Annotated in this window: 22 protein-coding genes and 1 pseudogene; 13 read left to right on the top strand and 10 right to left on the bottom strand. The window is 61.1% G+C overall.

The features are described 5' to 3' along the window. Window position 1 precedes the first annotated feature (1 nt). Complete coding sequence (earP, locus tag CGA22_RS03115; RefSeq protein ID WP_041020067.1) at window positions 2-1,135, top strand: elongation factor P maturation arginine rhamnosyltransferase EarP; 1,134 nt, start codon at window positions 2-4, stop codon at window positions 1,133-1,135. A 48-nt stretch (window positions 1,136-1,183) separates the two neighbouring features. Beyond that, complete coding sequence (locus tag CGA22_RS03110) at window positions 1,184-1,753, top strand: elongation factor P (protein WP_007955690.1); 570 nt, start codon at window positions 1,184-1,186, stop codon at window positions 1,751-1,753. 87 nt (window positions 1,754-1,840) lie between these two features. Here CGA22_RS03110 and CGA22_RS03105 read toward each other — a convergent pair whose 3' ends face one another. The 3 genes from CGA22_RS03105 to CGA22_RS03095 all read right to left on the bottom strand — a co-directional run bounded on the left by CGA22_RS03105 (window position 1,841) and on the right by CGA22_RS03095 (window position 4,171). Then, complete coding sequence (locus tag CGA22_RS03105; protein ID WP_041020068.1) at window positions 1,841-2,854, bottom strand: alpha/beta hydrolase; 1,014 nt, start codon at window positions 2,852-2,854, stop codon at window positions 1,841-1,843. 33 nt (window positions 2,855-2,887) lie between these two features. After that, the gene (locus CGA22_RS03100; protein ID WP_041020069.1) at window positions 2,888-3,307 is read right to left on the bottom strand and encodes an organic hydroperoxide resistance protein; all 420 of its coding nucleotides are present in this window, start codon (window positions 3,305-3,307) and stop codon (window positions 2,888-2,890) included. 402 nt (window positions 3,308-3,709) lie between these two features. Next, a complete protein-coding gene (locus CGA22_RS03095; RefSeq protein WP_041020070.1) occupies window positions 3,710-4,171 on the bottom strand; it encodes a MarR family winged helix-turn-helix transcriptional regulator in 462 nt (153 codons plus the stop codon). A 128-nt stretch (window positions 4,172-4,299) separates the two neighbouring features. Here CGA22_RS03095 and CGA22_RS03090 point away from each other — a divergent pair, with 128 nt between their 5' ends. Further along, a complete protein-coding gene (locus CGA22_RS03090) occupies window positions 4,300-5,067 on the top strand; it encodes a sulfite exporter TauE/SafE family protein (protein WP_223194633.1) in 768 nt (255 codons plus the stop codon). Here the strand turns inward: CGA22_RS03090 and CGA22_RS03085 are convergent. After that, complete coding sequence (locus tag CGA22_RS03085) at window positions 5,057-5,911, bottom strand: LysR substrate-binding domain-containing protein (protein ID WP_024776693.1); 855 nt, start codon at window positions 5,909-5,911, stop codon at window positions 5,057-5,059. The two genes, CGA22_RS03090 and CGA22_RS03085, sit on opposite strands and share 11 nt — an antisense overlap. Window positions 5,912-6,008: 97 nt before the next feature. Between CGA22_RS03085 and CGA22_RS03080 the strand changes: the two genes are divergently transcribed. Together CGA22_RS03080 and CGA22_RS03075 are read left to right on the top strand one after the other, a co-directional pair. Then, window positions 6,009-6,227, top strand: a complete 219-nt coding sequence (locus CGA22_RS03080) for a DUF1127 domain-containing protein (RefSeq protein WP_041020071.1) — start codon at window positions 6,009-6,011, stop codon at window positions 6,225-6,227. 64 nt (window positions 6,228-6,291) lie between these two features. Next, window positions 6,292-7,521 (top strand): winged helix-turn-helix domain-containing protein, encoded by a 1,230-nt coding sequence (locus CGA22_RS03075; protein WP_041020072.1) that lies wholly within the window; start codon window positions 6,292-6,294, stop codon window positions 7,519-7,521. Between the two features lie 112 nt (window positions 7,522-7,633). On the opposite strand, the gene CGA22_RS03070 is transcribed toward CGA22_RS03075, so the two are convergent. Then, on the bottom strand, window positions 7,634-8,980 hold the full coding sequence (locus CGA22_RS03070) for a class II 3-deoxy-7-phosphoheptulonate synthase (RefSeq protein ID WP_041020073.1): 1,347 nt from the start codon (window positions 8,978-8,980) through the stop codon (window positions 7,634-7,636). 127 nt (window positions 8,981-9,107) lie between these two features. Between CGA22_RS03070 and CGA22_RS03065 the strand changes: the two genes are divergently transcribed. After that, window positions 9,108-9,863, top strand: coding sequence for a spermidine synthase (locus tag CGA22_RS03065; RefSeq protein ID WP_041020074.1), 756 nt, complete (start codon window positions 9,108-9,110; stop codon window positions 9,861-9,863). 362 nt (window positions 9,864-10,225) lie between these two features. After that, window positions 10,226-11,933, top strand: a pseudogene (locus tag CGA22_RS03060) (DEAD/DEAH box helicase). 135 nt (window positions 11,934-12,068) lie between these two features. Here the strand turns inward: CGA22_RS03060 and CGA22_RS03055 are convergent. Continuing rightward, window positions 12,069-12,836: a DODA-type extradiol aromatic ring-opening family dioxygenase gene (locus CGA22_RS03055; RefSeq protein ID WP_041020682.1), complete on the bottom strand. Its 768-nt coding sequence runs from the start codon at window positions 12,834-12,836 to the stop codon at window positions 12,069-12,071. Window positions 12,837-12,939: 103 nt separating this feature from the next. Between CGA22_RS03055 and CGA22_RS03050 the strand changes: the two genes are divergently transcribed. Next, complete coding sequence (locus CGA22_RS03050) at window positions 12,940-13,593, top strand: thiopurine S-methyltransferase (protein WP_041020683.1); 654 nt, start codon at window positions 12,940-12,942, stop codon at window positions 13,591-13,593. Window positions 13,594-13,750: 157 nt separating this feature from the next. Here CGA22_RS03050 and htpX read toward each other — a convergent pair whose 3' ends face one another. Both htpX and CGA22_RS03040 read right to left on the bottom strand, forming a co-directional pair. Next, a complete protein-coding gene (gene htpX / locus CGA22_RS03045) occupies window positions 13,751-14,638 on the bottom strand; it encodes a protease HtpX (RefSeq protein WP_041020684.1) in 888 nt (295 codons plus the stop codon). 299 nt (window positions 14,639-14,937) lie between these two features. After that, window positions 14,938-16,149 carry a pyridoxal phosphate-dependent aminotransferase gene (locus tag CGA22_RS03040; protein ID WP_188258487.1) on the bottom strand — a complete coding sequence of 404 codons (1,212 nt, stop codon included), beginning with the start codon at window positions 16,147-16,149 and terminating at the stop codon, window positions 14,938-14,940. Window positions 16,150-16,368: 219 nt separating this feature from the next. On the opposite strand from CGA22_RS03040, the gene msrB reads away from it, so the two are divergent. The 3 genes from msrB (at window position 16,369) to CGA22_RS03025 (ending at window position 17,941) form a co-directional block, all read left to right on the top strand. Further along, on the top strand, window positions 16,369-16,764 hold the full coding sequence (gene msrB, locus CGA22_RS03035; protein ID WP_041020685.1) for a peptide-methionine (R)-S-oxide reductase MsrB: 396 nt from the start codon (window positions 16,369-16,371) through the stop codon (window positions 16,762-16,764). A 233-nt stretch (window positions 16,765-16,997) separates the two neighbouring features. Beyond that, window positions 16,998-17,483 carry a glutathione peroxidase gene (locus tag CGA22_RS03030; protein WP_041020686.1) on the top strand — a complete coding sequence of 162 codons (486 nt, stop codon included), beginning with the start codon at window positions 16,998-17,000 and terminating at the stop codon, window positions 17,481-17,483. Next, window positions 17,480-17,941 carry a MarR family winged helix-turn-helix transcriptional regulator gene (locus CGA22_RS03025; protein ID WP_041020687.1) on the top strand — a complete coding sequence of 154 codons (462 nt, stop codon included), beginning with the start codon at window positions 17,480-17,482 and terminating at the stop codon, window positions 17,939-17,941. The genes CGA22_RS03030 and CGA22_RS03025 overlap by 4 nt, the downstream gene beginning before the upstream one ends. On the opposite strand, the gene CGA22_RS03020 is transcribed toward CGA22_RS03025, so the two are convergent. After that, on the bottom strand, window positions 17,925-20,246 hold the full coding sequence (locus CGA22_RS03020; RefSeq protein WP_041020688.1) for a response regulator: 2,322 nt from the start codon (window positions 20,244-20,246) through the stop codon (window positions 17,925-17,927). The genes CGA22_RS03025 and CGA22_RS03020 overlap by 17 nt on opposite strands. Window positions 20,247-20,409: 163 nt before the next feature. Between CGA22_RS03020 and CGA22_RS03015 the strand changes: the two genes are divergently transcribed. Next, window positions 20,410-21,300 (top strand): ATP-binding protein, encoded by an 891-nt coding sequence (locus tag CGA22_RS03015; RefSeq protein WP_041020689.1) that lies wholly within the window; start codon window positions 20,410-20,412, stop codon window positions 21,298-21,300. Then, window positions 21,297-21,779, top strand: coding sequence for a GAF domain-containing protein (locus CGA22_RS03010; RefSeq protein ID WP_041020690.1), 483 nt, complete (start codon window positions 21,297-21,299; stop codon window positions 21,777-21,779). Before CGA22_RS03015 ends, CGA22_RS03010 begins: the two co-directional genes overlap by 4 nt. Window positions 21,780-21,903: 124 nt before the next feature. Here CGA22_RS03010 and CGA22_RS03005 read toward each other — a convergent pair whose 3' ends face one another. Continuing rightward, window positions 21,904-24,855, bottom strand: coding sequence for an HD domain-containing phosphohydrolase (locus tag CGA22_RS03005; protein WP_041020691.1), 2,952 nt, complete (start codon window positions 24,853-24,855; stop codon window positions 21,904-21,906). Window positions 24,856-24,891: the final 36 nt, after the last annotated feature.

Below are 24,891 nucleotides of genomic sequence, written 5' to 3'. Positions count from 1 at the left end.
AATGGCCGTGCGTTGGGATATTTTTTGCACCGTCGTCGATAACTTTGGCGATATCGGCGTCACTTGGCGCCTGGCCCGGCAATTGGTGGCCGAGCACCAATGCGCAGTCCGGCTCTGGGTCGATGACCTGCGAGCGTTCGAGCGGCTGTGTCCGGACATCGACGTCACGCTGGCCGAACAATGGCAACAAGGCGTGGATGTACGCCATTGGCCCAAGGACTGGCCGGGTGCCGAGGCCGCCGATGTAGTGATCGCTGCGTTTGCCTGCCAGTTGCCAGGTGCCTACATGGACGCGATGGCGGAGCGCCAGACCACGCCGCTGTGGATGAACCTGGATTACCTCAGTGCCGAGGACTGGGTGATCGGTTGCCACGGATTGCCGTCGGTCAAATACCGGCATGTCCAGAAATATTTCTTTTTCCCGGGCTTTCGCGAGGGGACCGGTGGCTTGCTGCGCGAGTCCGGATTGCTGGAGCGACGTCGGCAGTTTCAACAGGATGTCACGGCGCAACGGGCATTCCTGCGGGGGTTGGGCGTCGAGCGGGCGCCGGATGCGCGGTTGATTTCGCTGTTCGCCTACGAAAATGCCGGGCTGGCCAGTTGGTTCGATGCGATGGCCGGCGACGCCCAGCCATCCCACGTACTGGTTCCCGTGGGGCGGGTGCTGGGGGATGTCGAGCATTGGCTCGGGATTGCCGGCCTGGAGATTGGTGCGCTGCATCGACGTGGAGCTCTGACGGTGCAGGTGTTGCCGTTCGTCCGGCAGGATCAATACGATCAGTTGCTATGGTGCTGCGATTTCAATGCCGTGCGGGGCGAAGACTCTTTCGTGCGCGCCCAATGGGCGGGCCGACCTTTCCTCTGGCATATCTACCAGCAGGAAGAAGACGTTCATCTGGAAAAGCTCGACGCATTCCTCAGGCTGTATACCCAGGCTCTTCCAGAGCCTGCCGCAAAAGCGATGAGCGGTCTCTGGCGAGCATGGAATGCCGGTCAGGACATGTCCGGGCACTGGAAAACCACCTGCGAACAGCAACCGACGCTCGCTGAACATGCCCGTGCGTGGTGTCTGGAACAGGCTTCGCGACCTGATCTTGCCGCGGCGCTGGTTAAGTTTTATGGAAATTGGATATGATACGCGGCCTAGATTTTTGTAAATCCCATCCAAATTCGGATATTCGCAATGAAAACTGGTAAAGAACTCAAACCCGGTACCGTGATTCGTATCGACAACGATCCTTGGCTGGTTCAGAAAGCTGAATTCACCAAGTCGGGTCGTAACAGCGCGATCATGAAGACCAAGCTGAAAAACCTGCTGACTGGCTACAAGACCGAAACCGTCTACGGTGCGGACGACAAGCTGGACGACGTGATCCTCGACCGCAAGGAAGCGACCCTGTCCTTCATCAGCGGCGACTCCTACACGTTCATGGACACCACTGACTACACCATGTACGAGCTGAACGCCGAAGACATCGAAAGCGTTCTGCCGTTCGTGGAAGAAGGCATGACCGACGTCTGCGAAGCCGTGTTCTTCGAAGGCCGTCTGGTTTCCGTAGAGCTGCCGACCACTATCGTGCGTCAGGTTGACTACACCGAAGGTTCCGCTCGCGGCGACACTTCCGGCAAGGTGATGAAGCCTGCCAAACTGAAGAACGGTACCGAGTTGTCGGTTGCTGACTTCATCGAAATCGGCGACATGATCGAGATCGATACCCGCGAAGGCGGCTCCTACAAAGGCCGCGCTAAATAAGCGAAGTCTTGTGTATGAAAAAGCCCGACCATTGAGTCGGGCTTTTTCATTACTGCTGGAACGTTCCTGTTAATCCCTCGCCTCCATTCATTTCAAATGCTGTTTCAACTCTTCAGACACCTGCAACATCGCCGAACGCACCGCCGGCACCTGGCTGACCACATTGAGCAAGCCATAGTCGTGAATCATGCCGTTGTAGCGTACCGCCGTGACCGGAACGCCGGCCGCATCCAGTTTACGCGCATAGGCTTCACCTTCATCGCGCAGCACATCAGCCTCGGCGGTCTGTACCAGCGCGGGCGGCAGGCCCTTGAGTTGTGCGGTGCTGGCCCGCAGCGGCGAGGCATAGATCTCGTTACGTTGCCCTGCATCGGTGGTGTAGTTGTCCCAGAACCATTTCATCATGTTCTTGCTGAGGAAATGTCCCTCGGCGAATTGGTTGTAGGACGCCGTCTCGAAACTCGCATCGGTCACCGGCCATAGCAGCGCCTGGAAGCGGATCGCCGGCGTGCCCTTGTCCTTGGCCATCAAGGCCACGACGGCTGCCATGTTGCCGCCGACACTATTACCCGCCACGGCCAGGCGTTTGCCGTCGACATTGATCTGCTTGCCGTGCTCGGCCACCCATTTGGTCGCGGCATAGGCCTGGTTGATCGCCACCGGGTAATGCGCCTCGGGAGAGGGCGTGTAGTTGACGAATACCGCCGCGGCACCTGATCCCGCCACCAGATCCCGAACCAGGCGTTCATGGGTCGGGAAGTCTCCCAGGACCCAGCCACCGCCATGGAAGAACATGAACACGGGCAGTTCACCCTTGACCCCGGCCGGGCGAACGATGGTCAGGCTGATCGACTGGCCATCGACCTGGATGGTCTTCTCGCTGACATCCGCCTTGGGCAAGGTCAGTTTCACCCCCGCCTGGGCACCGACCAGTACCGCGCGGGCATCCTTCGGCGACAGTTGTTCCAGGGGCTTGCCGGTGCCGGCATTCAACGCATCGAGAAACGCCTGGGTGTTGTGCTCGACGATGCCATCGGCGAAGGCGCTGCTGACGCCAAGTGCGAGAAGGGTGCCGGTCAGGGTCTTGGTGAACGTGTTCATGGAAATCTCCTTGGGTGCGGTCCGGTCGGTGGGTTAAACGGTCACGTGCAGGCGAACATCAACGTTGCCGCGGGTGGCATTGGAGTACGGGCAAACCTGGTGAGCCGCGTCCACCAGGCTTTGCGCGTCGGTCTGGTCCAGGCCGGGCAAGCTGATGTGCAGGTCGATGTCGAGGCCGAAACCGCCGGGAATCTGACCGATGCCGACATGGGCGGTGATCGAGGCGTTGTCCGGAATCTTGCGTTTGCTTTGGCCGGCGACGAATTTCAGGGCGCCGATGAAGCAGGCCGAATAGCCGGCGGCGAACAGTTGTTCCGGGTTGGTCGCTGCACCGCCGGCGCCACCGAGTTCTTTAGGGGTGGCGAGTTTGACGTCGAGGATGTTGTCGCTGGAGATCGCACGGCCGTCACGGCCGCCGGTGGAGGTTGCGATTGCGGTGTAGAGAGTTTGCATGATGAGAGCCTCGTTTCTGGGTTGGTCGTATCGCGCTAAATGTTTGCGCGCTAAGTAGGTGTGGAGCGAATATAGTTCGCTAATATTTAGTGCGCAAGATAAATTTTTGATCGAGTTTCTGTTTTTCAGGCCCAATAGCCATGAAAGCCTTGAGTTAGAGCTGTTTGGTTGGATGAAATTTTTTTAGTGGAGGCTGGAATGACGCCGTCGCGAGCAGGCTCGCTCCCACATGAGATTGTGCGGACGCGACTCCCGAGAACACCTCAGCTTCCACTGTGGAATGGCGACGGGCAGAAGTCTGGGTTCAGTCGAAATCAGGGTGGGAGCGAGCCTGCTCGCGATAGCGCTGGGTCGGTTGAAGAGGGGCTGATGTCTTCGCAGGGCAGCCCCCTGGAGATGGGGTTACAGACTGTCCTGCAAGTGGCTGCGCAATGCCTGCAGATCCAGTTGCAGCTTCTTCAACTGCTCCATTGTCTGGCCGCTGGCGCCAAGGATGCATTGTGGAATATCGAGGGCCTTTTCCCGCAGGGCGCGACCCTGTTCGGTGAGTTCGACAATCACCACGCGTTCATCTTCACGGCTGCGGGTGCGGCTCAGCAGGCCTTCGGCCTCCAGGCGCTTGAGCAGCGGCGTCAGCGAGCCGGGGTCGGTGAGCAGGCGTGTGCTGATTTCACCGACGGTCAATCCGTCTTTTTCCCATAACACCATCATCGCCAGATACTGGGGATAGGTCAGGCCGAGAGCTTGTAGCAACGGCTTGTAGACCTTGGTCATCATCAGCGACGTGGAATGCAGGGCAAAGCAGACCTGGTTGTCGAGCAACAGGGCTTCGCAGGGTTCGGGGGTGTCGCGCTGGGGGCTCATGGCACAACCTTCAATCGATAATCCTGACGAATCTAGCGGGCGAACCTTTAAGGCGCCAGATAATTCTGACGTTCTGATCAGATGTTGCGTTCCCCCGCTGGCGCCGACTGCGTAGGATAGACGCCCTGATGAAGGGGGAATCGTCTGTGATCGAGGTTGCGTTGTATTTGGTATTGGGTGCCGCATTGGGCACCTTGGGGGGATTGTTCGGCATCGGTGGTGGACTGATCGCGATTCCGGTATTGGGTGTGTGGTTCGGTCTGGACCAGCAGATTGCTCAAGGTACCGCCCTGGTGATGGTGGTCCCCAATGTGATGCTCGCGTTGTGGCGTTATCACCAGCGCAACCGCATCGAGTTGCGTCATGTGCTGCCGTTGGCGTCCATGGGTTTCTGTTTTGCCTGGCTCGGCTCGATCTGGGCCGTAGGTGTCGACGCCGAAAGCATGCGCATCGGCTTCGTCGCGTTCCTGGTCGCCCTGGCGGCCTATAACCTGACCCGCATGTTCACCGCTACCGCGCCGGCTTCTGCGCAGATGCGTTATGGCTGGCCATGGCTGGGTGTGTTGGGGGCCGCGTCCGGGACCATGGGTGGTCTGTTCGGTGTCGGCGGCGCTGTGGTTGCGACGCCGATCCTGACCAGCCTGTTCGGCACCACCCAGGTGGTCGCCCAGGGATTGTCGCTGTCACTGGCCTTGCCCAGTACCGGCGTGACGTTGGCCACTTATGCATTCCACCATCAAGTGGACTGGTGGATCGGCTTGCCGCTGGCCGTTGGCGGTTTGCTGAGCATCAGCTGGGGCGTGAAAGTCGCCCACGCCATGCCGGAGCGGCTATTGCGCGGGTTGTTCTGCGGTTTTCTGGTGCTGTGTGCGGTGCTGCTCGCCTTTAAAGTTTGAAGCCTTCGACGATGTGCTCGGCCAGGCACTCGGTGATGGGCGACGGATTATGCAGGTTACGGATCAGCATGATGCTGGCCTCCGGCAGTTCCGGCAGGTTTTCGGCCTCACCGAGCACGCGCATGTCCGGCGTCAGCAGGCTTTCCAGTTGCGCGGTGATCGCCAATCCCGCGCCTACCACTGCCATGAGTGCCGACAGGCTGGAACTGTTGTAGGCCACGCGATATTCGCGGCCCATGGCATCCAGCGCATTGCAGGCCCATTGCCGGCAGAAACAATCGCTATTGAACATCGCCAGCGGCAGTGGTGTTTTCTCATGGGCACTGAAACAGGCCGCTTCGGCCCAGACAAAGCGTTCCTTGCGCAATAGCTGGCCGATTTCATCCCCTGGTTTACGGGTAACGATGGACAGGTCCAGGTCCTGGCGCAGCAACAACTGCTTGGACGACTCGCAGTGCACTTCAATTTCGATCAGCGGATAGAACTGGGCGAAGCGCTGCAGGATGCCGGGCAGGAAGCGCATCACGTAGTCATCCGGCGTGCCGATGCGCACGGTGCCGACCATATGCGGTTCGCGCAGGGTATTGAACACCTCGCTGTGCAGCTTGAGGATGCGCCGGGCATACCCCAGCAGCACCTGGCCTTCGGCGGTGAGCTTGACCTGGCGCCCATCACGCTCGAACAACCGCCGCTGCAATACATCTTCTTCGAGGCGCTTCATCTGCATGCTGACGGCGGACTGGGTGCGGTTGACCAATTCACCGGCGCGGGTGAAACCGCCCTGGTCGGCAATGGCGACGAAGGTCCGCAGCACTTCCGTATCGATGCTCGGGTAACTCGACAATTGATCAATCTCCGAGATGTATTGCATAAGAAACATTCGTTGGATTGATCTTAGCCTTGGGGCGAGACTTGAACCACCCCCAACGGAGGACATCACGATGAAAGGTCAGAAAGGATACGTATCGATAGATAGACATTCATTCCATTTTTCCCTCAGCGACCTGCTGCACAAGTTTAGCCGCTGGTACGAATTGCACCACGAGCGCGAACTGCTCGCCGGTCTGAGCGACGAGGCGCTCAAGGACATTGGCGTCAGCCGTGCAGATGTTGAACAGGAAGTGGTTCGGCCATTCTGGGATGACCCAATGCACAAATGAGCCATCCCTCCCTACACAAATCGATCACTGGTGAGGTAGGTTGCGAGCAGAGAAGGAGATCTCCATGCCCGCGACTGTATCCTTTACCCTCAAACAGGCCCGGCGTCTGGCGTTGGCCGCCCAGGGATTCAATGGGCGGCTGCCGCCGGCTTCGGTGCAACCCGCACGTCTCAACCGCCTGATCGAACGCCTCGGCGTGCTGCAGATCGATTCGGTCAATGCGCTGGTACGTTCGCATTATCTCCCGCTGTTTTCCCGCCTCGGTCACTACAACCCCGAATTGCTCGATCAAGCGGCCTGGAGCCAGGGGCGGCGTCGCACGCTGTTCGAATACTGGGGGCACGAAGCGTCGTTGTTGCCCCTGTCGATGTATCCGCTGATGCGCTGGCGCATGGCCCGTGCGGCCCGTGGCGAAGGCATCTATCAACAATTGGCGCGATTCGGTCGTGAGCGGCAGGATGTTATCCGCCGTGTTCTGACGGCGGTCAGGGAGCAAGGTGCCTTGGGTGCCGGCAGTCTATCCACACGGGCGGAAAAGGCCGGCCCCTGGTGGGACTGGAGTGCCGAGAAGCATGCGCTGGAATGGTTGTTCGCCGCGGGTGAAGTCACGGTGGCCGGGCGGCGCGGCTTCGAGCGGCTCTACGATTTGCCGGAGCGGGTACTTCCGGCCTCGGTCCTGGAACAACCGGTTCCGGACGAGGCCCAGGCCCAACGCGCCTTGCTGTTGCATGCCGCTGGGGCATTGGGCGTAGGGACCGAGAAAGATCTGCGCGACTATTTCCGCCTCGATCCGGCCGACAGCCGTGCGCGCCTGGCCGAGCTGGAGGAAACCGGCGAGTTGTGGCGCTGCCAGGTGCAAGGTTGGAAACAACCGGCCTGGTGCCTGCCGGATGGAAAAATTCCCCGCAACGTGACGACCAGCGCCTTGCTCTCGCCATTCGATTCGCTGGTCTGGGAGCGCAGTCGCACCGAACGGCTGTTCGACTTCCGTTATCGACTGGAAATCTACACCCCGGCCCACAAGCGGGTGTATGGCTATTACGTGTTGCCGTTCCTGCACAACGAACGCATTGCCGCTCGGGTGGACCTGCGGGCAGAGCGAGCCCATGGCCGGTTGGCGGTGCACGCCGTGCACGAGGAGCAGCCGGGGTTGGACGAGGAGGGAATACAGGTGTTGGCGATGAACCTGCGGCGCATGGCCGACTGGTTGGGATTGGAGCGGGTTCAGCTCAATTGCCGGCGGGCGAGTGGGGTTCGGTTGGCGGGGGTGTTGGCCGAGATCTCGGGTGATTGATCCGGCCCCATCGCGAGCAGGCTCGCTCCCACATTGATCGTGCTGTTCACAAATGTTGTTCACCGAAACACCTGTGGGAGCGAGCCTGCTCGCGATGGCGATCTGAAAGACGTTAGCGCCGAACCTGCTTCAACGTCTCGGCAATCAGGAACGCCAGTTCCAGCGACTGGTCGGCATTCATCCGCGGATCGCAGTGGGTGTGGTAACGGTCCGACAGCCCATCTTCAGTAATCGGCCGCGCGCCGCCGATGCATTCAGTGACGTTCTGCCCGGTCATCTCGATGTGAATGCCGCCAGCATAGGTGCCTTCGGCTTCATGGACCTGGAAGAACTGTTTCACTTCGCCAAGGATCTGCGCGAAATCCCGGGTCTTGTAGCCGCTGCTGGCCTTGATGGTGTTGCCATGCATGGGGTCGGAGCTCCACAGCACCTGCTTGCCTTCGCGTTGCACGGCGCGCAATAGCTGCGGTAGATGATCACCGACCTTGTTCGCGCCCATCCGCGCGATCAGGTTCAGCCGGCCCGGGTCGTTGTCCGGGTTGAGTACGTCGATCAGGCGGATCAGGTCGTCAGGGTTCATGCTCGGGCCGACCTTGACCCCGATCGGGTTGTTCACGCCGCGCAGGAATTCGACATGGGCGCCGTCCAACTGGCGGGTGCGGTCGCCGATCCACAGCATGTGGGCCGAGCAGTCGTAATAATCGTTGGTCAGGCTGTCCCGGCGCACGAAGGCTTCTTCGTAATTGAGCAGCAGCGCTTCGTGGGCGGTGAAGAAGCTGGTTTCACGCAGTTGCGGAGAACTGTCCATGCCGCAGGCGCGCATGAACGCCAGGGTTTCGTCGATGCGGTCGGCCAGGTGGCTGTATTTTTCCGCCAGGGCCGAGTTGGCGATGAAATCCAGGTTCCACTTGTGCACCTGGTGCAAGTCTGCAAACCCGCCCTGGGCGAAGGCCCGCAGCAGGTTCAAGGTGGCAGTGGACTGGTGGTAGGACTGCAGCAGGCGTTCCGGGTCCGGTACGCGGCTCTGCTCGTCGAAGCCGATGCCGTTGACGATATCGCCCCGATAGGCCGGCAGGGTCACGCCGTCGATGGTTTCATCGTTGGCCGAACGTGGCTTGGCGAACTGCCCGGCCATGCGCCCGACCTTGACCACCGGGCAACCGGCGGCAAAGGTCATGACGATCGCCATCTGCAACAGCACCTTGAAGGTGTCGCGGATCTTCGCCGCGGAGAACTCCGCGAAGCTTTCGGCGCAATCGCCGCCTTGCAGCAAAAAGGCCCGGCCCTGGGTGACTTCGGCGAACTGGCGGCGCAGTTCCCGGGCTTCCCCGGCAAACACCAGCGGCGGATAGCTGGCGAGGGTCTGCTCGACCTGCAGCAGATGCGCCGCGTCGGGGTAGTGGGGTTGTTGCTGGATCGGCAGGGCGCGCCAGCTGTCAGGGCTCCAGGGTTGGCTCATCATGATCTCTAGGTGATTGACGCTCGGACGGCCATGTTATCAGCAAATTAGTGCGTGACCTGTTCCCGTCGCTTGGTCGACAATCGCGCTTTTGCCGCAGCCCGCCCGGCAAGCATCAGGAGATGAAATGACAGAGGAGCGCGTCGAGCATCTGCTCGCCGAGGTGCACGACGAGTTCGGTATGATCCGCGTCTTCGAAGTGGCCGATTACCGGTTTCTCGAATTCGGCGATGCCATCGAGCAGAGCTGCGTGTTCACGGCCGATCCGAGCTGGCTCGAGTATGACTACACCCGCGCGATGCTGATCGGCGCGTTGTGCCACGAGCAGCCGGAAAGCGCGCTGTTCCTGGGGTTGGGCGCCGGTACGCTGACCCAGGCCTGCCTCAGGTTCCTGCCGCTGGAAGACGTCGAGGCCATCGAACTGCGCCCCGACGTGCCGCGCCTGGCCATCGAGTACCTGGGGCTGGATGACGATCCACGGCTGTACATCCGTGTCGGCGACGCCTTGGAGTTGTTGGAAACCGCTGAGCCTGCGGACCTGATCTTCGTCGACCTCTACACCGATGTCGGCCCCGGCGTCGGCCACCTGGCCTGGGGGTTCCTGGAAAACTGCCAGAAGCGGCTGAACCCCGGTGGCTGGCTGGTCATCAACCAATGGGCCACCGACGACGGCAAGCCGCTGGGCGCGGCGTTGTTGCGTGGCCTGTACCACCGGCACTACTGGGAACTGCCGGTGAAGGAGGGCAATGTGATCCTGATCGTGCCGGCGGACCTGGAGCAGGCGATGGACATGGAAGGACTGATCGCCCGCGCCGAAGCGTTGGCGCCACGGCTGGGCTATTCGTTGCTGCCGTTGATCAAGGCTATCCGACCGGCAACCTGATACAACCGAGAACCCTGTGGCGAGGGGATTTATCCCCGCTCGGCTGCCAAGCAAGCGTTGGCTTTAAAACCCTATGGGCCTGCTTCGCAGTCCAGCGGGGATAAATCCCCTCGCCACATGGGTGAAACGTTTTAGCGGCTCTAAAAAAATCTCCCTTTTCGGACGAATTCCGGTATAGTGCGCGCCGGCCTTTAGCCGGGCCGCGTCAAGGTAGCGCAATTTCGAAGTCAGCTTCGGTTGCATGTCCACACAACGGATGCTTCCACGACGTTCTTTTTCATTCATTCGTTTTCGCAAATCCCCGCCGACAAAGCTGCCAGGGCGACTCTTGAGTCTCAACACGGCATGTGCAGCTTTGGAGCATGGGTCTTTGCGGATGCACTTAGAGGCAGACCCATGACCCAGGAAATCGGCGGCTTCGCCGCTCTTGAACTTCATCCCAATATTGTCGCTGCAGTAGTCGCTACCGGCTATGAAGAGCCTTCGGCCATTCAGCAGCAGTCGATCCCGATCATTCTCGCCGGTCACGATATGATTGGCCAGGCGCAAACCGGTACGGGTAAGACCGCCGCGTTCGCCTTGCCTATCCTGCACCGCATTGATCCGTCCAAGCGCGAGCCGCAAGCTCTGATCCTGGCCCCAACCCGTGAGTTGGCGCTGCAAGTTGCAACTGCTTTCGAAACCTACGCCAAGCAAATGCCGGGCGTAACGGTTGTGGCTGTCTACGGCGGCGCGCCGATGGGCCCACAATTGAAAGCCATCCGTAATGGCGCACAGATCGTTGTCGCCACCCCGGGCCGTCTGTGCGACCACCTGCGTCGCGACGAAAAAGTCCTGGCCACCGTGAACCACCTGGTTCTCGACGAAGCCGACGAAATGCTCAAGCTGGGCTTCATGGACGACCTGGAAGTGATCTTCAAGGCCATGCCGGAAACCCGTCAGACCGTACTGTTCTCGGCCACCCTGCCGCAGTCGATCCGTGCGATCGCCGAGCGTCACCTGAAGGACCCGAAACACGTCAAGATCCAGAGCAAGACCCAGACCGTCACTGCGATCGAACAGGCTCACCTGTTGGTTCACGCTGACCAGAAGACCTCCGCAGTCCTCAGCTTGCTGGAAGTGGAAGACTTCGACGCCCTGATCATGTTCGTGCGCACCAAGCAAGCGACCCTGGACCTGGCCAGCGCCCTGGAAGCCAAAGGCTACAAAGCCGCTGCGCTGAACGGTGACATTGCCCAGAACCAGCGTGAGCGCGTGATCGACTCCCTCAAGGATGGCCGCCTGGACATCGTTGTGGCGACTGACGTTGCTGCCCGTGGCCTGGACGTTCCGCGCATCACCCACGTATTCAACGTGGACATGCCGTACGATCCGGAATCCTACGTTCACCGTATCGGTCGTACCGGTCGTGCCGGTCGCGAAGGTCGCGCACTGTTGCTGGTGACGCCGCGCGAGCGCCGCATGCTGCAGGTGATCGAGCGTGTCACCGGGCAGAAGGTGGCTGAAGTTCGCCTGCCGGATGCCCAGGCCGTTCTCGATGCTCGCATCAAGAAGCTGACCAACAGCCTGTCGCCGCTGGTGGCTGATGCCGAATCGACCCACGGTGATCTGCTCGATCGCCTGACTGCCGATATCGGTTGCAGCCCACGTGCCCTGGCCGCCGCCCTGCTGCGCAAGGCTACCAATGGTCAGGCGCTGAACCTGGCTGCAATCGAGAAGGAACGTCCTCTGGTGCCGAACAGCGCGCCACGTGGCGATCGTCCCGAGCGTAGCGGTGACCGCCCGGACCGTGGTGATCGTGAGCGTCGTGCACCGATCCCGCTGGCCGAAGGCCGTGCCCGTTGCCGTACCGCGTTGGGTGCTCGTGACGGCATCGCCGCCAAGAACCTGCTGGGCGCGATCCTCAACGAGGGTGGCCTGGCCCGTGAAGCCATCGGTCGCATCCAGGTGCGTGACAGCTTCAGCCTGGTGGAACTGCCGGAAGATGGTCTGGAGAAATTGCTGACCAAGCTCAAGGACACTCGCGTAGCCGGCAAGCAACTCAAGCTGCGTCGCTATCGCGAAGACTGATCGACCCTTGGGTTGATTGATCGAGCATGAAAAATCCCCGACTGGTTCGGGGATTTTTTATGCCTGTCGTTTGCTGGTCGCAAAGATTCAATGTGGGAGCGAGCCTGCTCGCGAAGGAGCGACCCGGTTCGCCTGTCAATCGAACCGGTAGATGTCCATCCCCAGCGTTCCCATCGTGAACCCCTCATGGGCTACGCTGAACCTTGCGCCAGCACCCCGGGCAAAATACAGCGGCAGCAGGTGCTCGTCGCTGGGGTGGCTGCGCACGGCATTGGGGGCCTGGCGGCGGTAATCATGCAGGGCGGCCTCGTCGTCGGCTGCCAGTTTATCCACGATCCAGTCGCGGAAGTCCTTCGCCCAAGGCTCGACGCTCTCGGGGCCGGCGTTCCAGTCCAGGTCGTGCAGGTTGTGGGTGATACTGCCTGAGCCAATCAACAGGACGCCCTGCTGGCGCAGGCTCGCAAGCGCCTGGCCGACCCGTGTCTGCAGCGCAGGCCCCTGGTCGCTGGGCAAGGAAACCTGCACCACCGGGATGTCGGCCTGGGGATACATCAAGGATAACGGTACCCAGACGCCATGGTCGGATGGCCGCTGGGCGTCGAGACGTGCCGGCAGGTGCGCGGCGTTGAGCAGGTCTGCCACCCGGGCTGCCAGTTCCGGATCGCCCGGCGCGGGGTATTGCACCTGGTACAGGGCCGGTGGGAAGCCACCGAAGTCGTGCCAGGTGCGCGGCCGTGGATTGGCGCTGACCAACAGCTCGCTGCTTTCCCAATGGGCGGACACAATGACGATGGCCGTAGGCCTGGGCAATTGCGCGGCCAGGCGAGCCAGCGCAGGGCCGCTGTCGCCGGGCTCGAGTGCAAGCATCGGTGAGCCGTGGGAGATAAACAGGCTGGGCAGCATGGACGAGCTCCTGAGCGTTAAGATGCGATCATCTTCTGTCAGGTCAATGATCTAAATCTAATATAAGTTTTAACCTGTTTTGATCGAATTTTTGGAGAGAATCATGGAGCCCGAGTTTTGGCATAAGCGTTGGTCAACGAATCAGATCGGTTTTCATTCGTTGGAGGTGAACCCCTACCTGCAACGTTTCTGGCCACAAATGGGCTTGGAGCAGGGCAGCCGGGTGCTGGTGCCGTTGTGTGGCAAAACCCTGGATCTGTTGTGGCTTGCCCATCAAGGGCACTCAGTATTGGGGGTGGAGCTGTCGGAAAAAGCCATCACCGACTTTTTCGATGAGCATCAGTTGACGCCGAGTGTGAGCGAGGAGGGGGCTTTCAAGGTGTTTCGTGCCGGGGACATCGAAATCCGCTGCGGTGATTTCTTTGCCTTGAGCCCGGAAGATATGGTCGGTTGCACGGCGCTTTACGATCGCGCGGCGTTGATAGCCTTGCCTGCGCCCATGCGTGAGCGGTACGCGGCGCATCTGCAAAGCCTCCTGCCAAGCTGCGCCGGATTGCTGATCACCCTTGAATACAACCAGGCTGAAATGTCCGGTCCACCATTTTCTGTAAGTGATGATGAAGTGCAGCGGTTGCTGGGGAACCACTGGCAGTTGGAGGTGTTGCAGGAGGAGGATGTGCTGGAGGAAAGCTGGAAGTTCATTCAGTCTGGCGTGACCAGGCTGGATGAGCGGGTTTATCGGGTTTCCAATCGCTGAGTAGTGGGTGATCGTTCCCATGCTCTGCGTGGGAATGCAGCCTGGGAAGCTCTGCGTTCCTAAAGGCCGAGCGCGGAGCGTCCGTTGAGGCGTTCCCACGCAGAGCGTGGGAACGATCATCGCATCGTTGCGGGTTTCCTCTTTGCGCTCGAACCGATCAGCCGCGGCGACGCAGGGCGTCGATACGCTCTTCCAGCGGCGGGTGGCTCATGAACAGGCGAGCCAGGCCCTGCTTGATGCCACCGTTGATGCCAAAGGCATTCAAGGTGTCGGGCATATGGACCGGCAAACCTTGCTCGGCACGCAGGCGTTGCAGGGCGCCGATCATGGCGCTGGTGCCGGCCAGTCGTGCGCCTGCGTCGTCGGCGCGGAATTCGCGCTTGCGCGAGAACCACATGACGATGGCGCTGGCGAGGATGCCCAGTACCAGTTCGGCGAAGATGGTCGCCACGTAGTAGGCGATGCCCTGGCCTTCTTCGTTCTTGAAGATCACCTTGTCGACGAAGTTGCCGATGATGCGGGCAAAGAACATCACGAAGGTGTTCACCACACCCTGGATCAAGGCGAGGGTCACCATGTCGCCGTTGGCGACGTGACCGATCTCGTGGGCCAGCACGGCCTTGACTTCATCCGGGGAAAACCGCTCGAGCAGGCCCTGGCTGACGGCAACCAGTGCGTCGTTCTTGTTCCAGCCCGTGGCGAAGGCGTTGGCCTCGTAGGCCGGGAAAATTCCGACTTCCGGCATCTTGATACCGGCCTCACGGGACAGCTGCTCGACGGTTTGCAGCAGCCATTGCTCGTGACGAGTGCGCGGCTGGCTGATGATCTGCGTGCTGGTGCTCATCTTCGCCATCCACTTGGAGATGAACAGCGAGAACAGGGAACCGGCGAAGCCGAACACCGCACAGAAGATCAGCAGCTGATTGAGGTTGAGGTCAACCCCATTGGCCGCCATGAACCCGTTGAAGCCGAAAAGGCTCAGGGTGATGCTGGCAATCAGCACGACCGCCAGGTTAGTGGCCAAGAACAGCAGGATGCGCATCATGGTGGTAGCAATCTCCTCATGCTAAAGATGTAGCGTTATGCGGGGTATATAAGGTGCTGCCGCAGGCTATTCAACTCAGCGACTATTTCAAACTGTGTCCTACAGCCGTCCTAAATGAATGAAAGACTTTTCTGAAAGTCACTGAGGAAAAGCCGGATGCCGCCCTTGCCCCGTGAACGTTGGGCCGCGCCGCCCGCCCGCGGTTGAGGGTTCAGTGTAGAAGGCCTGCCGGGGCCAGCGGAACGGATATGTTGCTGAATCAAACAGCGCGCGAGGCGAGACGCCTCGCGCGCTACGGCTTACTGGCGGTAGGACTTGAGGAAATTGCCGATCCGGCCGATCGCCTGCTCCAGATCGTCGACCCGTGGCAGGGTCACGACGCGGAAATGGTCTGGCCACGGCCAGTTGAACGCCGTGCCCTGGACGATCAGCAGTTTTTCCGACAGCAGCAGGTCGAGCACGAATTTTTCATCGTTGTGGATCGGGCAGACCTTCGGATCGATCCGCGGGAAGGCATACAGCGCGCCCATCGGCTTGACGCAGCTGACGCCGGGAATGTCGTTGAGCAGTTCCCAGGTGCGGTTGCGCTGTTCCAGCAACCGGCCTGCCGGCAGGACCAGGTCATTGATGCTCTGGTAGCCGCCCAGCGCCGTCTGGATCGCGTGCTGGCTCGGTACGTTGGCGCACAGACGCATGTTGGCCAGCATGTCGATGCCTTCGATGTAGCTCTGGGCATGGTGCTTGGGGCCGGAGATGGCAATCCAGCCGGAGCGGAAACCCGCCACCCGGTAGGATTTGGACAAGCCGTTGAAGGTCAGGCACAGCAGGTCCGGTGCCAGGGATGCGGTGCAGATGTGCACGGCATCGTCGTACAGGATCTTGTCGTAGATCTCGTCGGAAAACACCACGAGGTTGTGCTGGCGAGCAAGTTCGAGCATGCCGAGCAGCACTTCCCTGGAGTACACCGCACCGGTCGGGTTGTTCGGGTTGATGATGACCAGTGCCTTGGTGTTCGGCGTGATCTTGGCCTTGATATCCGCAAGGTCCGGGAACCAGTTGGCCTGTTCGTCGCACAGGTAATGCACCGGGTTGCCACCGGACAGGCTCACGGCGGCGGTCCAGAGCGGGTAGTCCGGCGCTGGCACCAGCACTTCGTCGCCGTTGTTGAGCAAGGCCTGCATGGACATCACGATCAGCTCGGAGACCCCGTTGCCCAGGTAGATGTCTTCGATACCGACGCCTTCGACCTGCTTCTGCTGGTAGTACTGCATCACGGCCTTGCGTGCGCTGAACAGGCCCTTGGAGTCGCTGTAGCCTTGGGCGGTCGGCAGGTTGCGGATGACATCCTGGAGGATTTCATCGGGCGCTTCGAAACCAAAGGGCGCCGGGTTGCCGATGTTCAGCTTGAGGATGCGATGGCCTTCCTCTTCCAGGCGTTTGGCGTGCTTGAGCACCGGGCCGCGAATGTCGTAGCAGACGTTGGCGAGCTTGTTCGATTTGCTGACCTGCATGGCGATGTGTTCCCGAAGATGAACGATCCAGGCGGCGTGTGAACGGCCGTACTGGTGATCCTGCGTCTGTGGCAAGCCTGACGCGGCATGGGCGTCACAATCCGTTTGAATACCCATGGCGCGACTGCCAGACTGGCGCTGACGAGGCGCAATCATACGTGCCGCCCGACCCGCGGAAAAGCGTCGGGATCGGGCTTTTTCAATTGCCGAGGTGGGACGATGGAAAAGTTGGAGAAAACCCTTGAGGAATGGCGCGCCATGCTCGACCCGGAGCAGTACAACGTCTGTCGGTTGAAGGGCACCGAACGGCCGTTCTCGGGTAAGTACAACGGCACCAAGACCGACGGTGTGTACCACTGCATCTGTTGCAATGAGCCGCTGTTCGATTCGCAGACCAAATTCGATTCCGGTTGCGGCTGGCCGAGTTTCTACGCGCCCATCGAGGGCAGCGCGGTGGTGGAGGTCCGGGATGTCAGCCACGGCATGATCCGCACCGAAGTGGTTTGCGCCAAGTGTGATGCCCACCTGGGTCATGTATTTCCCGACGGCCCGCCACCCACGGGCTTGCGTTATTGCATTAACTCGGTGTGCCTGGATCTCGTTCCCCGCACATAGATTTATGGCGAGGGGATAAATCCCCGCTGGGTTGCGCATCGACCCCAACGAGGGATGCATCAGCCTGGTGCTTCAGGGGGACGCCTATTGGGGCTGCTGCGCAGCCCAGCGGGGATGAATCCCCTCGCCGCAGGTTTGTGTCAGGACCTATGGAGGTATCTGGATAATTAAATTGCACACAATTGAATTGCTCGCTATTTTGTACGCCAGTCCCATTTCTTCGGAGCCTTGCCATGAGCGACAACCTGCTGAGCATTCCCTGCACCACCATCAAGGGGGAGCAAAAGACCCTGGCCGATTTCGCCGGCAAGGCCGTGCTGGTGGTCAACACCGCCAGTCAGTGCGGTTTCACCCCGCAGTACAAGGGGCTTGAGCAGTTGTGGCAAACCTACAAGGATCGCGGCCTGGTGGTGTTGGGCTTTCCCTGCAATCAATTCGGCAAGCAGGAACCGGGCAATGAAGGGGCGATTTCCGAGTTCTGCGAGCTGAACTTCGGCGTGAGTTTTCCGTTGTTCAAGAAAATCGAAGTCAACGGTGCCAACGCCCATCCGCTGTTTGTCCAGCTCAAGCAGCGGGCGCCCGGCGTGCTCGGGTCCAAGGGCATCAAGTGGAATTTCACCAAGTTCCTGGTCGGCAAGGACGGTCAGGTGGTCAAGCGTTTCGCCCCGACCACCAAACCCCAGGACCTGACCCATGAGATCGAAGCCCTGCTCAAATGAATGACGTGCCCGTCGATTCGCTGAAGCTCGACAGCCAGTTGTGCTTCAAGCTGTACGCCGCTTCGCGGGCTGTGATCCGGGGCTACAAGCCGATGCTCGACCAGCTCGGCCTGACCTACCCGCAATACCTGGCGATGCTGGTGTTGTGGGAATGGCAGGACACTGCGCCGGAACAACCCACGGTCAAAGCCCTGGGCGAACGGCTGCTGCTGGATTCCGGCACGTTGACGCCGCTGCTCAAGCGCCTGGAGCAACTGGACCTGGTCCAGCGCCAGCGTTCGGCCCGGGACGAGCGGGAGGTGCACCTGAGCCTGTCCCCGACGGGGCGGGCGTTGCGCGAGCAGGTCGGTCCCCTCAAGGCCCGTCTGCTGTGCGACAGCGGGATTGATCTCGACCGCCTGGGGGAATTGCGTAACGGTCTCGATCATCTGCTGGGACAGATCAAAGCGCTGACGTAGTCGGCACCCATTGATCCAGCATCGCCGCCAGTTCTTCGCGGCGGAATGGCTTGGACAGGTAATCAGTCATGCCGGCACCCCGGCAGCGTTCCCGTTCCTCGGGCATGGCGTTGGCCGTCAGCGCGACAATCGGCAGGTCCGGCCAGCGACCGCTGCGGCGAATCTGCCGACTGGCTTCGTAGCCGTCCATCACCGGCATGTTGCAGTCCATCAGCACCAGGTCGAAAGTGCTCCGTTCGAGTTGATCCAGGGCCTCGGCGCCATGGGCGGCGACAAGCACTTCGCAGCCGAGCTTGACCAGCATGCCCTTGGCGACCAATTGGTTGACCGGATTGTCCTCCACCAGCAGCACCCGTGCACGCTTGGATGGTGGCAGGGCTTCGATCTGCGTGTCATTGATGGTGGTCGTCTCGCTTTGCAGGGCACGACGCAGGATCTGATACAGCGCATGACGCGCCAATGGTCGGGCCTGTTGAAGCAGCGGGGCCAGGGCGGCGGCCTGTTCGCTGGGCATGAAGCTGCCGTAGGCGGTGACGAGCAGGATCGGTGCGTTGAAGGTTGGCCGCAAGTTGAACAGGCACTCAGGGCAGTCGGTGATCAGGACATCAGGCTTGAGGCCCAGCAAGCTGTCATCCACCGAGCGTCTCAAATACTCCAACCCCCAGCCCGGCAACAGCATCTCCAACAATTCGGCCAGTCCGCTGCTGTTGGCGGTAATGGCGACGATATTGCCGCGCAAGGGTTCGACCGGCGCCGCCGGTGTATGACAGGGCAGGGGCAGGTCAGCGCAGAACTGGCTGCCGAAGCCGGCTTCGGAGCTGATCGTCAAGCGGCCCTGCATGGCTTCGCAGAGGTTGTTGGTCAGCGCCAGGCCCAGCCCGGTGCCACCGAACTGGCGGGTAATGCCGGCACCGGCCTGGGTAAATGGCTGGAAGATTCTCGCCTGGGCATCCTGGGGAATGCCGATGCCTGTATCGCAGACCTCGATCCGCACTCCGCCTTCATAAGCGCTCAATCGCACATCGACCCGGCCGAAGCGGGTGAATTTGAGGGCATTGGACAACAGGTTGCTGACGATCTGGCGCACACGGGTCGGGTCGCCGAGCACTTGCGCCGGGAATTGCGGCTCAATCAGGCAGGCCAGCTCGACGCTGGGGGCGGCATTCTGCGAAAGCAGGTTGGCCGTGTCTTCGATCAGGGAGCCGAGGTCGAACGGGATGCGTTCGAGTTCCAATTGGCCGGCGTCGAATTTCGACAGGTCGAGAATGTCGTTGAGCAGCTCGACCAAGACCTTGCCGGAGTCATGGGCGATCGATAGCTGTTGCTGTTGTTCGGCGGTCAGGGGACCGTCCAGGGACAGGGCGATCATGCCCAGCAAGCCATTCAGTGGCGTGCGGATCTCGTGGCTCATGCTGGCCAGGAACGCGGAGCGTGCTTCGGCCATGTCCAGGGCGGTACGCCTGGCCACTTCCAGCTCTTCGTTGGACTGGCTGAGGCGGGCGTTGATGGCCTTGAGTTCGGCGGTCCGAGCCGAGACGATGTTTTCCAACTGCGCCAGGTATTCGGTCAGGCGGTTTTCGGCCATGCGCCGCTGCTGGATTTCGGTGGAGATATTTTCGAACTGCTGGTTGGCGACCGACACCAGTACGCCGATTTCGTCGTATTGGTGGCCGGAAGGGCATTCCAGGTTGCTTTGTTCATTACTGCCCGGGTCGCGGCTGCTCAGCTCGCGGATGACCCGTACCAGGGGCTTGGTCAGCATCACATAGAACAGGGCCAGTAGCAGGCCGGTCAGGATCAGGCTGCGGGCGAACCCGTTGAGCAGCGTGATCTCGGCCCGACGCAAGAAGCGACTGCCGAACGCATAAGTGTCGACGTCCAGTCGCAGTACGCCCAGGGATTCGCTGGGCAGATGGTCCAGGTAGAGCCGGTCTTCGAATTGGCGCTGGGCACCAAACAGAAAATCGCTGATGAAACGGTAACTGTTCTGCAACTCGGGCCGTTTGACGTCGGCCAGCACGGTATTGTTGTTGTCGACCAGCTTGGCGCCGATGATGGCTGGCGAACGCAACAAGCCCAGGGCCAGTTCCTGGGCCAGTTCGGCGTCGATGTTGTAGGCGATGCGCGAGGCCGGGTTGTGGCTGATTTCCAGCAACGACAGGATCTCGCGGTTGATCGACGCGTCTTCGCTGGCATAATCGATGCCTATCTGTATCAGGCTGAGCAACGTACCCAACACGAAGCCCACCAGGACGGTCAGTCGGGCCTGCTTGTATGACAGCCGTTGGGTGAATCTGATGTCCATGGAATGGTGAACCACTTACGTTTCCCTTCGCCGGTCAAGCATAGCTGATCATCTCTGGATACCGGCGCGGCCGGTGTGTGCTGGATGGGATGAAACGGTCCTTGAAAACGGCGTTTCGGCGCGCCAGCGCCATCATTACTGTGAATTTGTCCGAGGAGAAGACGTGGACGCCCGATTGAATGCTTTTCTTGAGCGCGCCGATGCCGTGCTGGCCCGCATCGAACCCTTGTTGCCCGCTCCCCGGCCCGCCATCGACTGGACCGTGACCCTGGCTGCCCGCTGGCAGCGCGACGGACGCAGCGGCTATCTGCTGCCGCTGCAGGTCAGCCTTGATATGCGCCTGTCGGACCTGATCGGGGTCGATCGCCAGGTCGAGCAACTGGGCCGCAACACCCGGCAGTTCCTCGATGGCATGCCGGCCAACCATGCCTTGCTCTGGGGCTCGCGGGGGACTGGCAAATCGTCCCTGGTGCGTGCCTTGCTGGCCGAGCACGCCGGAAATGGCCTGCGGTTGATCGAAATCGAGCGCGATCACCTGGCCGACCTGCCACGAGTGGTCGAGCAGATCGCCAGGTTGCCCCAACGCTTCGTGTTGTTCTGCGATGACCTGTCGTTCGAATCCGGTGAGGGCGATTACCGCGTGCTTAAAAGTGTGTTGGACGGTTCCCTTGAACAGGCGCCGGACAACGTATTGTTGTACGCCACGTCGAACCGCCGTCACCTGGTGCCGGAGAAGGAAAGCGACAACGAGAACTGGAAAAGGGTCGATGGCGAGCTTCACCCTAGCGAAGCCGTGGAGGACAAGATCGCGTTGTCCGACCGTTTCGGGTTGTGGCTGTCGTTCTATCCGTTTACCCAGGAGCATTTCCTCGACGTGGTGGAACACTGGATCGGCGAGCTGGCGGCGAAGGCCGGGCTGGCCTGGCAGCGTGACGAAGCGCTGGACGTGCTGGCGGTACGCTGGGCCACCGGGCGCGGCAACCGCAACGGCCGTTGCGCCTATCAGTTTGCCCGTTATTGGGTGGGCCTGAAACTCCTGGAGCACAAGGCATGATCGATCTGAAGAGTACGGGCATAGGCCTCGACGGCTACGGCTTGTTATCGGCACAGCTGGAGTCCCTGTTGGCGGACGAGCGCGATTTCATTGCCAACGCTGCGCAGTTTTCGGCCTTCCTGTTCAGTCAGCTGGACGACTTGAACTGGGCCGGTTTTTATCTCAATCGCAACGAGGAACTGGTGCTGGGCCCGTTCCAGGGCCAGATCGCCTGTGTGCGGATTCCTTTCGGGCGGGGTGTCTGCGGCGCAGCAGCGGCGACCGGCCAGACCCAGCGTGTCGAGGATGTCCATGCCTTTCCCGGACACATTGCCTGCGACAGCGCGTCGAACAGCGAGTTGGTGGTACCGCTGATCAAGGACGGGCGCCTGATTGGCGTACTTGACCTGGACAGTCCGAAACTGGCGCGCTTCAGCGAACACGACCAGGCCGGCATCGAGCAATTGGCGGAGATTTTCCTGCGTTTGACCGATTGCTGAATGGGCAGGAACTTCGGCGGGAGCAAGGCTTGCCCGCGATGGCGGCGGCATGGTCGGCATTGCCTTCAACCGAGCCACCGATTCGCGAGCAGGCTCGCTCCCACAGGTGCTGCGGTTGCTGTGATCAGCATGATCGCAGTCCCGCCTGGGCCAACAGGCTGTCCGTGTCGACATCATCGATCTGGTGCGGATCGAGAAACTGGTTGGCGTAGCTCAGGTAGATCTGTTCATCGATGAACAGCCCGAACAGCTCGGGATCGATGTGGGCCTCACGGCACATGGTGGCCATGATGCCCAGGGCTTCGCTCAGTTTCTTGGCTTTCTTGTAAGGGCGGTCGGCCGCTGTCAGTGCTTCGAAAATGTCCGCAATCGCCATCATGCGTGCCGGCAGGCTCATCTGCTCGCGCTTGAGCCGCTTGGGATAACCGGTACCGTCCATTTTCTCATGGTGACCCCCGGCGATTTCCGCCACGTTGTCCAGATGGCTTGGGAAGGGCAACTGGCTGAGCATCAGGATCGTCTGCACCATGTGGTGATTGATGACGTAACGCTCTTCACGGGTCAGCGTGCCCCGCCTGATGCTGAGGTTGTAGAGTTCGCCGCGGTTGTATTTCCATTGCGGGACGTCCAGTTGGAAGCCCCATGGGTTGTCCGGCGGGATCAGTTCGGCATCGTGGCGTTCGAACAGATGCTCGGGCTTGTCGGCCAGCAATGGTTCCGTGACCGGAAGCGTTGGCTTGGGCGTGCGCGCCTGGCGCCGGTTCTCCTCCCAGGAAACCCCCAGGCGATCATCGAGGGTCCGGGTCCACGGACGTTGGGCAATGCAGTGCAAGCGTTGCAGATCGGCGTCGGCCATGGCTTCGGAGCCCAGGTTGCAGCGGGCGACAAAGGCAAAGTCATCGTCGAGGTCGGCCAGTGTTGCATCCCGTGACTGCGCCAGGGAAGACGGCTCCCCCCCCATCGCCAGGGCCTGCCAGTAGTCGATCCAGGCGTCGCGTTTCAGCACTTCGAAGCGGGTACGGATTTCGTGGATACGGTCGTTCAGGGTTTCCAGTTTGGTGGCTTTGTCTACCACGTACTCGGGAGTGGTGACTTTTCCGCAATCATGCAGCCAGGCGGCGATGTGCAAGGCTTCCCACTCATCTTCCGTCGGTCGGTAGGCCTCGAACGCCGGCGCCTGGCTGTTGGCGGCGGCCTGGGCGAGCATCAGCGTCAGGGCCGGCACCCGCTGGCAATGGCCGCCGGTGTAAGGGCTCTTGGCATCGATGGCGCCGGCCAGCAGTTGAATGAACGAATCCAGCAATTGTTTTTGCCTGGCCTGCAAGCGCTGGCTTTCGATGCTCACGGTGGCGGCACCGGACACGGCCTGCAGGAACGCGATGCGGTCCGGTTGCAGTTTCTCCAGGTCGGCCTCGGTGCCGCTGTCGGTGATCAGCAGCACCAGGATGCCCACGGTTTCCTGGTGGCGGTTGCGCAGGTGGATGCCGATCAGATGGACCCGAGGAGAGTCCAATGCCCGCAGGACGCCTTGCAGGTCACCCGCCTGCTCGAAACCCAGGGAGGTGACCAGGTTATCCGAGGCTGCCAGTTGCTGGAGCCAGGGTGGGCTGTCGTTGCCGCTCAGCGCATGGCCCTGCAATTTGAAAGCGCCCAGGTCCTGCGGAGTCTGCTCGATCACCAACCCATAGGGTTTCACCTGATCGCTGTCGTTCTCGCGCAGGTAGATCAGGCCGGCCTGGGCCTGACCGATGTTCGCGGTCTCGAACAGCACCCGCTCCAGCAGCGGGGCGAAGCGGGTTTCGGCGCGCAGGCTGGCGGTGATTTCGAAGAAGCTTGCCAGGGTCTCTTTCATCCTGGCCATCGAGAGGCTGAGCTGATCGACCTCCAGCACCAGGGAACGACGGGACATCGGGTAATGGAAGTCGAAGCTGCGTATGGCATCGGCCTCTTGCACCAGAGCGTCCAGAGGCTTGACCAGAATCCTGGAGGTCAGCCAGCCCAGGGGCAGGCACAGCAGCAGGGTGGCGAGGGTAATCAGCGCGCCTTGCCAGCGCATGCGATAGGCGTCGACCAGCAGTTCGTCTTCCGGGACCAGTAACGCCAGTTCCAGGCCCTGGGGACCGCCTTCCTGCATATGGTTGCGGGAAACGATCCACCGACGTCCAGCCGCCTCCAGGCGGGAGGTATCACTGCGTGCGTCCAGCGCGGCGGCGATGGCCGGATTGAGGTCGCGGGCCTTGATCAGGCGTGCCGAGCGGGTGTCGGTGAGCAGCCGATTGCTGTCGGGGTAGCCCACTGCGTTGCCAAGTGGATCGAGCAGCACGATCTCGGTGCCGGGGGTGACCTTGTGCTTGGCAAGGGTCTGGGAAAGGGCCGCCAGGGTCAGGTCGGCACCGATGACCGCGTGGTCGCCGCTACGCCGGGCGAGGGTGGTGCCGATGTCGTGGGTGGAGAAGAACACGTAGGGTTCGGTGGTGATCTGGCCGGCAGTCTCCAGTGCACTGCGAAACCAGCTTCGGCGGCGCGGATCGAAGGTGTCGTCGGGGTTGTCCTGGCGGCTGATGAGCACCAGCGCCTGGTCGTAGAACAGTGACTGGGAGCGGATCGGGCCTTCAGGGTTTGCGCGTTCCACGGTCCAGACCTGATAAAACGCGTTGGCGGGGGCTTTCAAGGCGGTCTTCAGTGCGTCGGTGCGCAGCGGCCGGACCATCAGGAAATCGCCCGTGCTATCGCCCAGGTACAACGATGCCAGGTTCGGGTTGTCCCGCAGCGCCTGGCTGAAGGGCCCGAGCAGGGCCAGGCGCTGGTCCGGATTGGCTGCCTGTGTCGCCGGATGGTCGGCCAGCAGGCTCAACGCGTGGCGGATGGGTTCGTAGGTGTCGTACAAGTCCAGGCGCACGTCCTGTTCAATCCGGTTGAACAGCTTTTCACTGCTGGACAGGATGATCTGCGTCGTCTGCCGGTAGTTGAAGACCCCCAGCACCACACCGGTCAGCAGCAGAAGCAATGTAAACATCGCGCTGATGTGGACGTGCAGGGGGAACCGGCGTTGTTCCGGACGCGGTGTGCTGGGCATTGCAGTCACTCCAGGAGTCAGGCGTTCTCAATGGTT

The organism is Pseudomonas sp. PSB18, from assembly GCF_014596565.1.
Classification (GTDB): domain Bacteria; phylum Pseudomonadota; class Gammaproteobacteria; order Pseudomonadales; family Pseudomonadaceae; genus Aquipseudomonas.
This window is presented reverse-complemented; position numbering and strand designations above follow the sequence as displayed.